This is a genomic window from Bacillus sp. FSL M7-0558, from assembly GCF_038003245.1.
In the GTDB taxonomy this organism is placed as follows: domain Bacteria; phylum Bacillota; class Bacilli; order Bacillales; family Bacillaceae; genus Bacillus; species Bacillus pumilus.
Window position 1 is genome coordinate 616,363 of sequence record NZ_JBBOOU010000001.1, and the last position, 12,700, is coordinate 629,062.

A 12,700-nucleotide genomic window follows, 5' to 3' on the forward strand; every position below is an offset into this window, starting at 1 on the left:
CAAACATTTATGCTGCATACGCATCAGCGGCAAAGCCGTTTTGAGTTGTTCATCTATTATGCTGTAGCATTTCTGCTGCTTTGGGAGTGGCTTCGACCGCTTCAAGATTTTACAGAGACGAGTCATACGTCTTATTTCATCATTTTTATAGGGCTTACATGTTTGTTTACATTCTTTCGTTTGAAATGGTATGTGACGTTTCCTATTTGTACTGGCTTGATTCTACTCGCCTTATATTTGATCTTTTATCAAGCAGAGCCAAGCTATCCGGCTGCATTATTAGGTGATATTAAAGATAATATCACCTTGATGAGCACAGGCATGTGGAGTGACATGTACCCCTCCTTCCGCACATTATTGTTTTATATTTTGTTATGGCTGCTTGTCTACTTGCTTCATTATTGGGTGGTCTATCAGCAGCGTATCTTTTTCTTTTTACTCATGACGATTGTGTATGTCACCATTCTGGATACGTTTACGCCATATGATGCAACCTTTGCGATCGTTCGTATTATGGTGTTTGGTTTTTGTTTGCTTGGGTTGCTGTATTTCGATCGACTGCGTTCGGCTGAAGGCATTCGGGTGACGCAGAAGGCGCGCCTAAAGTGGTTTTTGCCCATGCTGGCGCTCGTTCTTCTGTCAGCGACACTTGGCGCTTCTTTACCAAAGTCTGATCCGAAATGGCCTGATCCTGTCCCATTTTTTAAGGCGGTGACGAATCAAGATGGCTCTGCCGGACAGAATAAGGTGGGATATAGTACAGATGATTCGTCGCTTGGCGGACCGTTTAGTGAGGACCGCACACCGGTCTTTAAATGGAGCGGAAAAGAGCCGTCTTACTTTCGTGTTGAAACAAAAAGTATCTATACCGGAAAGGGCTGGGAGGATGCCTCAAATGATACGAAACCTACGCGGCTAAAAGAGGACAGTGTGCCGAATCGCTGGTTTACCGAGCGTGTAAAAACAGAGGAGCACGAAACGAGAGTCGATATGGAATCGAATTATCGTTTTAATCATGCCGTCTATCCGATTGGGACGATCATGCTGATGCCAATGGATAACATTCCACTGCAAATTATGGGTAAAACGGAGAAAATCGTCCCATCCATTCAAAATCCGCCGAAAAATTTAGGGAACTACCAAGTCACCTTTTTGTCTCCTACATTTATCCTTGAGGATTTGCAGAGCATCAAAGTACCGACAAAGAAGCAGGTCAATCAGCAGGTTGGCCGTGAATACTTACAGCTTCCTTCCTCATTGCCAGAGCGAGTGAAAACATTGGCAAACAGCTTAACGGAAACGAAGGATAATATGTACGATAAGGCTAAAGCGATTGAGGACTACTTAGGGTCAGCGAAGTTTTCATATGAAACGCAAAATGTCGCTGTGCCTAGTCGTAATGAAGATTATGTGGATCAATTTTTGTTTGATACGATGATCGGCTACTGTGATAATTTTTCAACCTCTATGATTGTGATGCTCCGTTCGATCGGGATTCCGGCGAGATGGGTGAAAGGGTACACGTCAGGTCAATTATATGAAACACAGATGGATGGAAACAATGTGTATGAAGTAACCAATAACAATGCGCATTCATGGGTAGAGGTGTATTTTCCAAATAGAGGCTGGGTGACCTTCGAACCGACAAAAGGGTTTACGAACCCACAGACCTTTACAAATGAATCGGTTTCAAGTGATCAAACAGATGATGATCAAAAGGAAGAAGATCAGTCTAGCTCTGATGCAAGCGAAGATCAGCAGGCAGAACAGCCACAGCAGCAGGAGACAGAGCGACCGGCAGAACCAAAGAAACAAACAGCGCAAGCGAAGCCTAATATGGTACATGTTGGTGCAATCATGGGTTTTGCGGCAGGAGCTATGATCCTTCTAGGCTTGATAAGCTGGCTGCTTTATCGATTCAGAGCAAGATGGCTGCCATTCTTTATTGTGAGCAAGGTGAAACGTCTGCCAGAGGAGGAAGCATTCTTTTATGCGTATGCTGCTCTATTAAAGCAGCTGAAGCGCAGGGGAATTGAGAAAAAACCTGGCATGACGCTAAGAGAATTTGCTTCTTTAATCGATGACAAGGATGGAGATCATCGCATGTCAGAGCTGACGCAGCTCTATGAGCGGGCACTCTATCGACGAGAGGATGCGTCGGTGCTTTGGCGGCAATCGGCAAAGTTATGGGAAAATTTAATAAACAGGAGATAGTCTTGACCCCGTACCTTCCTGTTGTTAGAATAGGTGAATATTAAAACCTTCTAAAATACATGAAATTGAAGCGTTCGGATGTGAGTCTGGGCGCTTCAAAAGCGTGATTTACACTGAGAGCAGGTTTTCTCCTCTCATTTTTTCTGTGCGTTTATAAAAACTATATTGGACATAGAGGTGACACCATGACAAATTTAGTAAATGAAATGATTTTGGTTCTAGATTTCGGCAGTCAGTACAATCAGCTGATCACACGCCGTATTCGTGAATTTGGTGTGTACAGTGAGCTTCATCCGCACACTTTAACTGCTGAAGAAATTAAAGAAATGGCGCCTAAAGGAATCATCCTTTCTGGCGGTCCAAACAGTGTTTATGATGAAGGATCTTTCCGCTGTGATGAAAAGATTTTTGATCTAGACATTCCGGTTCTAGGCATTTGCTACGGCATGCAGCTCATGACTCACTATTTAGGCGGGAAAGTAGAAGCGGCAAGCCAGCGTGAATACGGAAAAGCAGATATCCACATTAATGGAACGCCTGCTTTATTCAAAGACCTTCCGACTGATCAAGTCGTTTGGATGAGCCATGGTGACCTTGTTGTTGAAGTACCAGAAGGCTTTACAGTTGATGCAACAAGTGCACATTGTCCAAACTCAGCGATGAGCTTAGCTGAGAAGAATTTCTATGGCGTTCAGTTCCACCCAGAGGTTCGTCACTCTGAGTACGGAAATGACCTATTGAAAAACTTTGTCTTCGGCGTGTGTGACTGCGATGGCAAATGGTCAATGGAGAACTTCATTGAAATCGAAATGCAGAAAATCCGTGAAACAGTAGGCGACAAACAAGTACTGTGCGCACTAAGCGGCGGTGTAGATTCATCTGTTGTGGCGGTATTGATCCACAAAGCAATCGGCGATCAGCTGACATGTATTTTCGTTGACCACGGTCTTCTTCGCAAAGGCGAAGCAGAAGGGGTTATGAAGACATTTAGCGAAGGTTTCAACATGAACGTGATTAAAGTAGATGCGAAAGATCGTTTCTTAAACAAGCTAAAAGGTGTGTCTGATCCTGAGCAAAAACGTAAAATCATCGGTAACGAATTCATTTATGTATTCGATGATGAATCGGACAAGCTAAAAGGAATCGACTACTTAGCACAAGGAACACTTTACACAGATATCATTGAGAGCGGAACAGCAACGGCACAAACAATCAAATCTCACCACAACGTAGGTGGTCTTCCAGAAGACATGCAGTTCGAATTGATTGAGCCTTTGAATACGCTATTCAAGGATGAAGTCCGTGCCCTAGGTTCAGAGCTGGGTATTCCTGACGACATCGTCTGGAGACAGCCATTCCCAGGTCCAGGACTAGGTATCCGTGTACTAGGTGAAATTTCTGAAGAAAAACTAGAAATCGTCCGCGAATCGGATGCGATTCTACGCGAAGAAATTGCCAACTTCGGCCTTGATCGCGACATCTGGCAATACTTCACGGTCCTCCCAGACATCCGCAGTGTAGGTGTTATGGGTGACGCAAGAACATACGACTACACAATCGGTATCCGTGCTGTTACTTCGATTGATGGGATGACGAGTGACTGGGCAAGAATCCCTTGGGATGTCCTTGAAAAGATCTCTACTCGTATCGTGAATGAAGTGAAGCATGTGAACCGCGTGGTGTATGATATTACGAGTAAGCCGCCTGCTACGATTGAGTGGGAATAAACACGTATTATAAATTGGCATGTAAATGTCTGTTTAACAATGCTTTGTAGTGTTTACGAATAGCAAAAAAGAAGGGGAATTTAAATAGTTCCCCACCAACAGCCCCACCATAAATTTATGATAAGAAAACAGCCAACTTTAATCGTTAATATAAAGTTGGTTGTTTTTATATATTAATTCAGTCAGTCTATTGACTGGCTTGTTATAATTATATTTAATGAAATGTAAAGATGAAGAGAGTGTGGAAATACTATGAGAGTGAAAATAAAATTGAGTCGTCACACTGTTATAGCTTTTCAAGAATTTAAAAAGCTTCTTTATGGAGATCCAAATATGAAAGTGACAAATGGATATGTATTAGGAGCGGCTTTTAAAACATTGGAAGCAAATTTATCATCAATTAATTGGGAGGAGATCGATAAGAGTCCTATACCCAATGTAACAGACAATAATGATAAATCAATTGTTGGTGTAGATACTACTTTAAATATTGAGTCATCAATTCTAAAAGGTATAGAAAAACTTCAAAAAGATTTTTTAAATATTTTTAAAGCTAAAAGAATTCATAAATCCTATGTAGTAAAATTAATAATGTATGCAGCAATACTGCAACACAACAGCAATACTGCAACACAACAGCAATATTAACTTTATATGCAGTCGGAATTTTATTTTAATCAATAAAACGAAAAGAGGGAATATGATGCATATTAGTGATTTTATTAAAAACTTTACAAATCATCCAGTGCTTTTTGTAGGTACTGGACTAAGCCTTAGGTATTTAGAAAATTCTTTTACATGGAATGACCTTCTTTTACACATTTCATTTAAGGTTAAAGGATCAAATGAATTTTATTATGATCTGAAGTCAAGATATGAAGAAAATGGAAATTACGACTATACTAAAATTGCGAAAGACCTTGAAAAGGAATTTAATAAAGCAGCAATAAATGATCGTAACGGTGTATTTAAGGAAATTAACGATCAATTTTATGAAAATATGAAGCAGGATATTAATATTAGCCGTTTTAAATTGTATATTTCACAATTATTATCTGATTATAAGATTAGGGATAGCCAAGTAGATGAGGTTTCTGAGCTGAAAAAAGTAAGGAAAAATATTGGTTCAGTGATTACTACAAATTATGATAGTTTCATAGAGGATATATTTGAATTCAAACAATTGATTGGTAACGATATTTTGTTGAGCAATCCTTACGGATCTGTTTACAAAATACATGGGTGTGTTAATGATCCTAATAAAATTATTATTACAGATATTGATTATCAAAATTTTGAAAACAAATACGAACTTATAAGGGCACAATTATTATCACTGTTTATTCATAATCCAATAATATTTTTAGGCTATAACATAGGTGATCCTAACATAAAAGGAATTCTTAAAACTATTTTTACATATATAGACCCTAATACCGAAGAAGCAGAAAAAATCAGGAAAAACTTTTTACTTGTAGAATATGCTGAAAAGTCACAGAATACAGAAGTTACTGATCATGATATTGATATGAGCGGATTTTCTACAATACGAATTAATAAAATTAAAACGGATAATTTTTTAGAGATTTATAAACACTTGGCAGATTTAAATTTGCCTGTATCTGCAATGGATGTTAGAAAAGTACAAAATATAGTAAAAGAAATTTATGCAGGAGGTAATATACAAGTTAGTGTTACAGAGGATGTAGATTCATTGAAAAATGGAGAAAAGGTCTTAGCAATTGGCTCATTAAAAACAATTAATTATGATTTTCAAACAACATCAGAACTAATGGAAAATTATTTTAAAATTATAGATGAATCTAACCATCAATTATTAAAATTAATTGACAAACACAGGATTCAACAAACTCAACATTTTCCTATATACGCTTTTAGTAAAATTCAGCCCGATCTTGCAAGTTCTAATAATTTGAAAAGCAATCAAAATACAAAAATAATTAATATAATTAATAAGGAAACCGATTTTGCACAACAACATACAAGTATTAATGAAATTTTACAAGACGTAGATATAGCACAATCGAAAAAGAACTTAGCTATAATGTTAGGGGGAATAAACGAAAGAATTCCATTAGAAATAATTGAAGAATATTTAAGGGGTTATGATGATAAGAAATCTACGGATTATAGGAAGCTTTTGTGTGTTTATGATTATAAAAAGTATGCAAATGAACATGAGAGAATAAAGTTAGCTAGTTCTGAAGGTTAAACTTTAAGTTTTGAAAATTTTATATATTATAACAGGCAGCATAAATCTAATTTTATGGTGTCTTTTTGTTATGTAATTATTTGGGGAAAATCATATTTGAGGCTCTCTATTGACCGCCTTAAATAACTGAGTTATTATGGGGATCAAGGCGGTCAATTGAGAGCTTGTTGGTTTGACTACTCTAATCCACCTTAAATAATTTAGAAAGGGGAATAAAGTATGGTTGTAGATGATTTGAAAAACATATTAGAAGAAAGAGAACGATCTATTGAGTACATGGAGGAGTTTTTAGAATCTGTTGCAATTGGAAATGGAGAAATCATTATTGACTAATTTAATTAGAAAGGAGAAAACTTACATGTCATCAAAAAAAGATAAGTTTCAAAGATTATTAAATAAAAGATTAGACACAGCATTAATCAAATTAGATTTAGTAGCAAACCTTTCAACAAATCGTTATGAATGTAATGAAGATGATGTAAAGAATCTACTCGTTTCGCTAAAAAGTAAAGTCATTCATATAGAAGAATTGTTTGATAAGCGTATTCTTCTGAATTCTAAGAAGATTAATAAGTGAAGAAGCAATAGCTGTTTGAAAAAGAAATTAATTGGCGGGAATTCATTTCCCGCCAAAAAGGTAGTCTACCTATCCCGGAAATCAATTTAAAAAGGAAGAGAATACAATGAAAAATAAAATTAAAGTGATAAACAAATTCTTCTTTGAAGTAGCTATAATTCTTCTACCTTTTGCTATTGTTTATTTAGTAATGGGGAATTGGCTGTCAGGTATTACGGATTTTGGTAGAACTTATGTGTTTTCATCTGAAGTAACTAATCTTCGTGAGGTTTATGGGACAGGAGTAAAGTATGGCTGGATAGAGTTTGATACCTTTGGTCAAGGTTTTAAAAATTACAGTTTTGATGTTTCCCATGTTTTTTGGGGCGGATTAATATCTTCAATTCTTCTAGTTTTAATTGGCAAGCTAATTCATGTGGGCCTTTTAAAATTATTAGGGAATCGATTAAATATTAAAAATAGAACTTGAAAGGGCGTTAGTGATCCGTGAAGCTAGAGGCACTAAAGAATATCCTTAGTAGAAGGCAGAGTGAATGGCATTATGTTGTTTTTCCGCGCAGGAAAATGAATTTATTAAAATATCTCCTTGGAATATTCATATTTGTGCTAACAGCTTTTTGTGGAATGGTGTCTAATGCTATTCCTCCACTAATAATTAATATTCCTGTGGTGTATCGCTCAGTCAGTTTTAATGGTTTCGTTAATCTAATCATCATCATTTTTTGGGCGGTATCTATTTATAAAAGTATAAGGCTCTATTTTAACTTTGTTAAGAATCCTAAATCATGGATTGCGAACAATTTAGCTTATATGATTGATACTTTGAAATTATATGACGAGGAATACTTTGAATCTATTAAAAACGATAAAGTTGTTAGGGAAAAGCGAATTGTCAGAGTAATCCGCATCCAATATAGGGAAACAAGTAGGCATGTGGTCGTAAGAATTTTACGTGATGGTGATAGGTTTACCAAAGAAGCCACGAAACTTGGAGAGAATTTAGAAGCTGCTTTAGGCTTGGAACTAGAATCTATCAATAAATCATTAGATTATGCTGAATATGTATTTTTAAAGCATAAAGATGAACGTATAGATTTAAATTCTACTGTAACTAACGTAAATGATTCAGATGTAATCAAAATAACTGGCAACATATCTTATGAGCTTCATAAGGTTCCCCATTCTCTCATTGTAGGAGGTACTGGATCGGGCAAGTCATTCTTTATATTAGGTAAGATTGTTAATTATTTAAAATTAACTCCGCAAGCTGATTTACGAATTATAGACCCTAAAAAAGCCGATTTGAGTCTGTTTAGATTTGTTACTGGATTTGAAAATAAAGTTGCAACTGATGCTAACCAAATATGTCGAATTCTTAGGGAAACTGTCGAATTGATGGACCGAAGATATACAGAGTATTTTAATGATATATCAGCTTTCGGAAAAACGTATCGAGACTTCAATTTGCCTGTCGTTATTGTGATATTTGATGAATTTTCAGCTTTTATGCATTCAGTGGATAAGAAAATTGCTAAAGAAGCATTAGATTATGTATTTACTCTAGTAATGAAAGGTAGACAAGCAGGAGTAATGATCGAGATCCTTATGCAACGTCCATCGGCAGATGATCTACCTACAAATATAAGGGCACAAATGGGGTTTAAAGCTGGGGTAGGTGCCATGGATTCTATTGGCTATAATATGATATTTGATACGAAAAATGTTGAATATAAGACTGTCACAGAAAAAGGTGGAGGTTACATACAACTAGATGGCAAACACATTTCTCCAGTTTATTTCGAAACGCCGTATATAGACAAAGATTTTGATTTTATAGCAGAAATAGAAAAACTAATGATTCAGAGAGCAAATTAAGTGTTTAATGCTATTCTTGTCAAACAGCTACAGCCAATATTGACCGTCAATTTTTGTGAAGGTTTGAGGCGGTGGCAGAGCCATCCGAACGGAGTGGTCGAAAACGTTCAGAAAAAGTGATGGCCAGTTGAGCGATTTTTGCTCAACATGAATCGAAAAAAAGGGTCGCACCAGTTGGGTAACACTGGTGAATCTCCCTCAACGAAAATGCTCGAAACCTTTGGTGCTCATGGGTTAGAAGGCTCTGTGAAATCCCGAGAGTTGGGGATTTATAAAATGATAAAGAGGTGTCTGTAAAAATGGGAAAACTAATATTAAAATCGTCTAAGTTACATTCGTTAAATGACTCGGAAAATGTGGATTTAGCTGATTTCCACTTTGATATTAAACAGTTTAAGATTCCTGCAGCCATGCTGATTCAGAAAGACGGCTTTACTACTCGAATTGAAAAAGAAAAAAATCTAAATGGAGAGTTAGTTGAAACTGGAAAGTATTCTGTCACATTTAAAGTCTATGATCGTCCATTTATCGAACTCGTCTTACAAAATGGCGGTACTGAAATTGGTTCTCCTATTACTATAATAGTTGAAAAACAAGATAGCCTACCTATTTTAGATGATTATGAAGATGGTGAGTTCATTCCGATTTCTTTTGCAGGACTAAAAGTGAAACCTAAAAAGGTTCAAAAGAAAGCCTTTGTTGGGCAAGGTAAGCCAATGATTGATACATGGCAGTATTCAGAGCTTAAAGTTGAGGCTGATAGTTATATCATTGGTGAAGCACATGAGCCTAAATCGAAGTAATCAGTGTCTTATTGATTACTTTCGTTGTTCAATTCCGAATAGTGAATTTTCAATCGTTGCTAATGGAATTTTAGGAATCCCTATCTCTGAATTTTCTTCAGAGATTAAGGGGTCGCCTTATCCAACATACGATAGGTGCATTAGCTTTGCGAATATAAAACTCCACTCTTCAGGAAATCATGGAAGCATTCTTGTAGATATGTCAGGACAAGCTTGTCGACAGTATGAGGAATACATGTCAAGAATTGATGGATGGCATTGGTACAAATTTGTATCATTTATTTTAGGAATACAAGGGAAGGTATCAAGGATAGATTTGGCATTAGATATATTCGATAATGCTTCTCCATCTGTAAAAACGCTACAGGATTATGTGAAACGAGGGCAGTTGAGTACAAAAAGCCATAAATATGTTGAAATAAATAGTGGAAGGATCCTTGATGGGAAACTAACAGGATTTACGTTGTACGTAGGATCATCTCCTCAAATTTTACGAATTTATGATAAGAAACAAGAAAGACGAGATAATGCAGATGAAGTTGTGAACGTTGGAAAATGGGTTAGATGGGAATTGGAGTTGACAGGAAACAAAGCAATGTTAGTTGCTCTTCAAATCTCAAATGGGAAACCATTGAATACTATAGTTAAAGGTGTTCTATCAGCACATTATTGTTTCAAGAGACAACCTAAGAATGTTAGTGAGTTACATAACAAAAATAGGCTTCCTACAATGAAATGGTGGGGAAAGTTTATAGAAGGTATAGAAGAAATACCTTTGAAAGTAAAGCGTGAAAAATTGACTTTAAAGAAAAAGAAAAAATGGGTGGAACATTCAACTGTAAAGTCAATAAGTATGATCTATGAGTCATTTAGGCGAGCATATGGTGAAAAATATGCTGAGCTATATTTGAAAGAGTTAGTACATATAGGAAAAGAAAAAATCACTGAGTCTGATCAATCATTAATCGAGCAACGTGTTTTAGAACTTGTAAGTGAAGACGAGTATTAGTGTGGAAAGGGATGAGTGTGATGGGTACAACAATATGTAAAGATGATTTAATTAAACTAGGCTATAAGAAATATCAAGCTATTTCGTTAATTAGGCAAGCAAAAGCAATCATGGTACAAAAAGGTTGTCCATATTATAACAACAAAAGGCTGGGGAGAGTACCGAGGGATGTGGTTGAATCAATTTTAGGAGTTTCACTTTTGGCAGAAATGAGTAACTCCCAATGAAAAATAAAACGCAACAAACAACGAAATATCCTGGTGTATATGTTGATGATAAAGGAAATTTCTTTTATCAATCTGAATTTGGTATTGATCGAATTACGGGAAAACGAATACGTAAAAAGGGAAGAAAAGATGTTAATGGTAAGCCCTTTGCTTCTGCATTTGAAGCAAACAAAGAGTTAACTAGATTAAAAAGAGAATATCATAAGGTTAACAGTTATTCTAACTATAAAATGACTTACGAACAATTTATGAATAGCGTGTACATACCTTATTATCAAACAAATGTTGAGGAAAGTACATTCTCCGTTCGAAAAAGAATATTGGAGAAGATTAGGGATAGATTTGCTTCTATCCCTCTTCGTTCAATTTCAGTTGAAGACGTACAGCATTTTCGAACATGGTTATTAACAAGTAAAGATAATGGTGGCGCTGGGTATTCACAATCGTATGCAAGTCTAGTCTTTGGAACGTTCCGTAAAAGTTTAGATAAAGCTGTGGAAATGCAATACCTAGAAATGAATATCTCTAAGAAGGTTAGAGCAATACCAAAAGGTAAGGCAATTGTGTCGTATTGGACAAAAGAAGATTTTGAAAAAGTGATAAACCAAATTTATATAGAAGATTTTTATGAACATTTGAATTTTGTTATGCTGTGGGTCTACTATATGACCGGAATAAGAGTGAATGAAGGCACTGCTTTATGGTGGAATGATGTCGATTTGAAAAATAAACGTTTACGTGTCCATCATATGTTAATTATGAAAACGAGGAGTGAATGGAAAAGAAATTCGTTTACAAAAACGGAAGATGGAAAGAGAATAATTGCTCTTGATGATGATACAATAAATATATTAACAGTATGGCGAAATAGACAATTGGAAATAGGGTTAGGTAATTCAAATGATTTTATTTTTAGTTATGATGGCTTGCCAATGATTAAATCAACAATTGGCAGAATCATTAAACGCTATTCTCAATTCGCAGGAGTAACAGGGATTCAAGCAAAAGGATTGCGTCACTCCCATGCTTCATATCTAATCAACGAGTTTAACGTTTCTGTTCTTGTGTTATCACAACGTATGGGGCATTCAAGTCCAGAGATTACTTTAAAACACTATGCTCATATGTGGAGTGGGGCAGATACTGCACTAGCTGAGGTAATGGCAGGAAATATTTTAATTGAAACTGCTTTACAAACAAAAATAAAATTCAATGGAAACCAATCATTAAAAAAATGAATTAGAGAGGAAAATTCCATGTTAGATTTAATAAAGGATATTGAAAATGCTCTTCGTAATAAAAGCTATTTATCAGCGCTGGCACTATCTTTAACTTTACCTGATATTTGTGGGGGAGTTGAATATCCCCAATTCAAACGCAAAAATGGATCCAGACTAGGTAGAAAACAGTATGAAACATGGTTTAATGATTGGGTAAATCAATATTATGCAGACCACACAGGTTGGACAAATAATTATTCAGAGGCGAAAAATCCATATTTCACTGGAGAAATGTGTTATGATCTACGCTGTTCTTTTTTACATGCTGGAAATTCGGATATAAAAAAGTGGGATGAGAATGAAGATGACGATGAACATCTTTATTGTTACGAATTTAATCTAGCGATAAATGGGGCAGATTCGTTTGGTTCTTCTTGGTCAAGTTCGGTTTGTAATAATGGAAAAATCATAAAGACAAAAAGTGTGACCATAAATATTGATAAATTGTGTGAGTACATTTGTTTAGCTGCTAAAACATATTACAAAGAAAAAGATGCTAGTGATTTTGAAAAACATAATATTGATTTAATTGATTTCAATAGGAATCTTCAACAATGATAATCTTGTTTTTATAATGTTTGCAATTTGCTTTCCCACCGAAATTACCACCAAATCAAATTAGACAGTTAAGAAGCCTTGCTACTAAAGGAATTTTTGTTACTATGCACGATTGAGTGGGAATAGTTATAAAAGAGCTAGAAACCTTTGTGTATCAAGGGTTTTTAGCTCTTTTTTATTTTTAATTGCACTTTTTC

At 35.8% G+C, this 12,700-nt stretch carries 12 protein-coding genes; all 12 read left to right on the top strand.

Features of this window, described 5'->3' with window-relative positions:
- The first annotated feature begins 9 nt into the window (after positions 1 to 9).
- Positions 10 to 2,214, top strand: a complete 2,205-nt coding sequence (locus tag MHB79_RS03070; protein WP_340988932.1) for a transglutaminase TgpA family protein — start codon at positions 10 to 12, stop codon at positions 2,212 to 2,214.
- Between the two features lie 185 nt (positions 2,215 to 2,399).
- Positions 2,400 to 3,941, top strand: a complete 1,542-nt coding sequence (gene guaA, locus MHB79_RS03075; protein ID WP_113386774.1) for a glutamine-hydrolyzing GMP synthase — start codon at positions 2,400 to 2,402, stop codon at positions 3,939 to 3,941.
- A gap of 252 nt (positions 3,942 to 4,193) precedes the next feature.
- Positions 4,194 to 4,589, top strand: coding sequence for a hypothetical protein (locus tag MHB79_RS03080; RefSeq protein ID WP_340988934.1), 396 nt, complete (start codon positions 4,194 to 4,196; stop codon positions 4,587 to 4,589).
- Between the two features lie 55 nt (positions 4,590 to 4,644).
- Positions 4,645 to 6,174, top strand: a complete 1,530-nt coding sequence (locus tag MHB79_RS03085) for an SIR2 family protein (protein WP_340988936.1) — start codon at positions 4,645 to 4,647, stop codon at positions 6,172 to 6,174.
- 358 nt (positions 6,175 to 6,532) lie between these two features.
- Positions 6,533 to 6,751: a hypothetical protein gene (locus tag MHB79_RS03090; protein WP_340988937.1), complete on the top strand. Its 219-nt coding sequence runs from the start codon at positions 6,533 to 6,535 to the stop codon at positions 6,749 to 6,751.
- A gap of 106 nt (positions 6,752 to 6,857) precedes the next feature.
- Complete coding sequence (locus tag MHB79_RS03095) at positions 6,858 to 7,220, top strand: hypothetical protein (protein ID WP_340988939.1); 363 nt, start codon at positions 6,858 to 6,860, stop codon at positions 7,218 to 7,220.
- 17 nt (positions 7,221 to 7,237) lie between these two features.
- Complete coding sequence (locus MHB79_RS03100; RefSeq protein WP_340988941.1) at positions 7,238 to 8,626, top strand: FtsK/SpoIIIE domain-containing protein; 1,389 nt, start codon at positions 7,238 to 7,240, stop codon at positions 8,624 to 8,626.
- 299 nt (positions 8,627 to 8,925) lie between these two features.
- Positions 8,926 to 9,429: a peptidase gene (locus tag MHB79_RS03105; RefSeq protein WP_340988943.1), complete on the top strand. Its 504-nt coding sequence runs from the start codon at positions 8,926 to 8,928 to the stop codon at positions 9,427 to 9,429.
- A complete protein-coding gene (locus tag MHB79_RS03110; protein ID WP_340988944.1) occupies positions 9,410 to 10,438 on the top strand; it encodes a replication initiation factor domain-containing protein in 1,029 nt (342 codons plus the stop codon). The genes MHB79_RS03105 and MHB79_RS03110 overlap by 20 nt, the downstream gene beginning before the upstream one ends.
- 20 nt (positions 10,439 to 10,458) lie before the next feature.
- Complete coding sequence (locus MHB79_RS03115) at positions 10,459 to 10,665, top strand: DUF3173 domain-containing protein (RefSeq protein ID WP_034320417.1); 207 nt, start codon at positions 10,459 to 10,461, stop codon at positions 10,663 to 10,665.
- Entirely contained in the window at positions 10,662 to 11,903 is a 1,242-nt protein-coding gene (locus MHB79_RS03120; protein ID WP_340988947.1) for a tyrosine-type recombinase/integrase, read from the top strand. Before MHB79_RS03115 ends, MHB79_RS03120 begins: the two co-directional genes overlap by 4 nt.
- An 18-nt stretch (positions 11,904 to 11,921) precedes the next feature.
- Complete coding sequence (locus MHB79_RS03125) at positions 11,922 to 12,503, top strand: hypothetical protein (RefSeq protein WP_340988948.1); 582 nt, start codon at positions 11,922 to 11,924, stop codon at positions 12,501 to 12,503.
- The last annotated feature ends 197 nt before the right edge of the window (positions 12,504 to 12,700 follow it).

Excerpts from the sequence above, each read along its gene's own strand:
- MHB79_RS03070 (WP_340988932.1), top strand. The coding sequence starts at position 10 with ATGCTGCATACGCATCAGCGGCAAAGCCGTTTTGAGTTGTTCATCTAT.
- guaA (WP_113386774.1), top strand. The coding sequence starts at position 2,400 with ATGACAAATTTAGTAAATGAAATGATTTTGGTTCTAGATTTCGGCAGT.
- MHB79_RS03080 (WP_340988934.1), top strand. The coding sequence starts at position 4,194 with ATGAGAGTGAAAATAAAATTGAGTCGTCACACTGTTATAGCTTTTCAA.
- MHB79_RS03085 (WP_340988936.1), top strand. The coding sequence starts at position 4,645 with ATGCATATTAGTGATTTTATTAAAAACTTTACAAATCATCCAGTGCTT.
- MHB79_RS03090 (WP_340988937.1), top strand. The coding sequence starts at position 6,533 with ATGTCATCAAAAAAAGATAAGTTTCAAAGATTATTAAATAAAAGATTA.
- MHB79_RS03095 (WP_340988939.1), top strand. The coding sequence starts at position 6,858 with ATGAAAAATAAAATTAAAGTGATAAACAAATTCTTCTTTGAAGTAGCT.
- MHB79_RS03105 (WP_340988943.1), top strand. The coding sequence starts at position 8,926 with ATGGGAAAACTAATATTAAAATCGTCTAAGTTACATTCGTTAAATGAC.
- MHB79_RS03110 (WP_340988944.1), top strand. The coding sequence starts at position 9,410 with ATGAGCCTAAATCGAAGTAATCAGTGTCTTATTGATTACTTTCGTTGT.
- MHB79_RS03115 (WP_034320417.1), top strand. The coding sequence starts at position 10,459 with ATGGGTACAACAATATGTAAAGATGATTTAATTAAACTAGGCTATAAG.
- MHB79_RS03120 (WP_340988947.1), top strand. The coding sequence starts at position 10,662 with ATGAAAAATAAAACGCAACAAACAACGAAATATCCTGGTGTATATGTT.
- MHB79_RS03125 (WP_340988948.1), top strand. The coding sequence starts at position 11,922 with ATGTTAGATTTAATAAAGGATATTGAAAATGCTCTTCGTAATAAAAGC.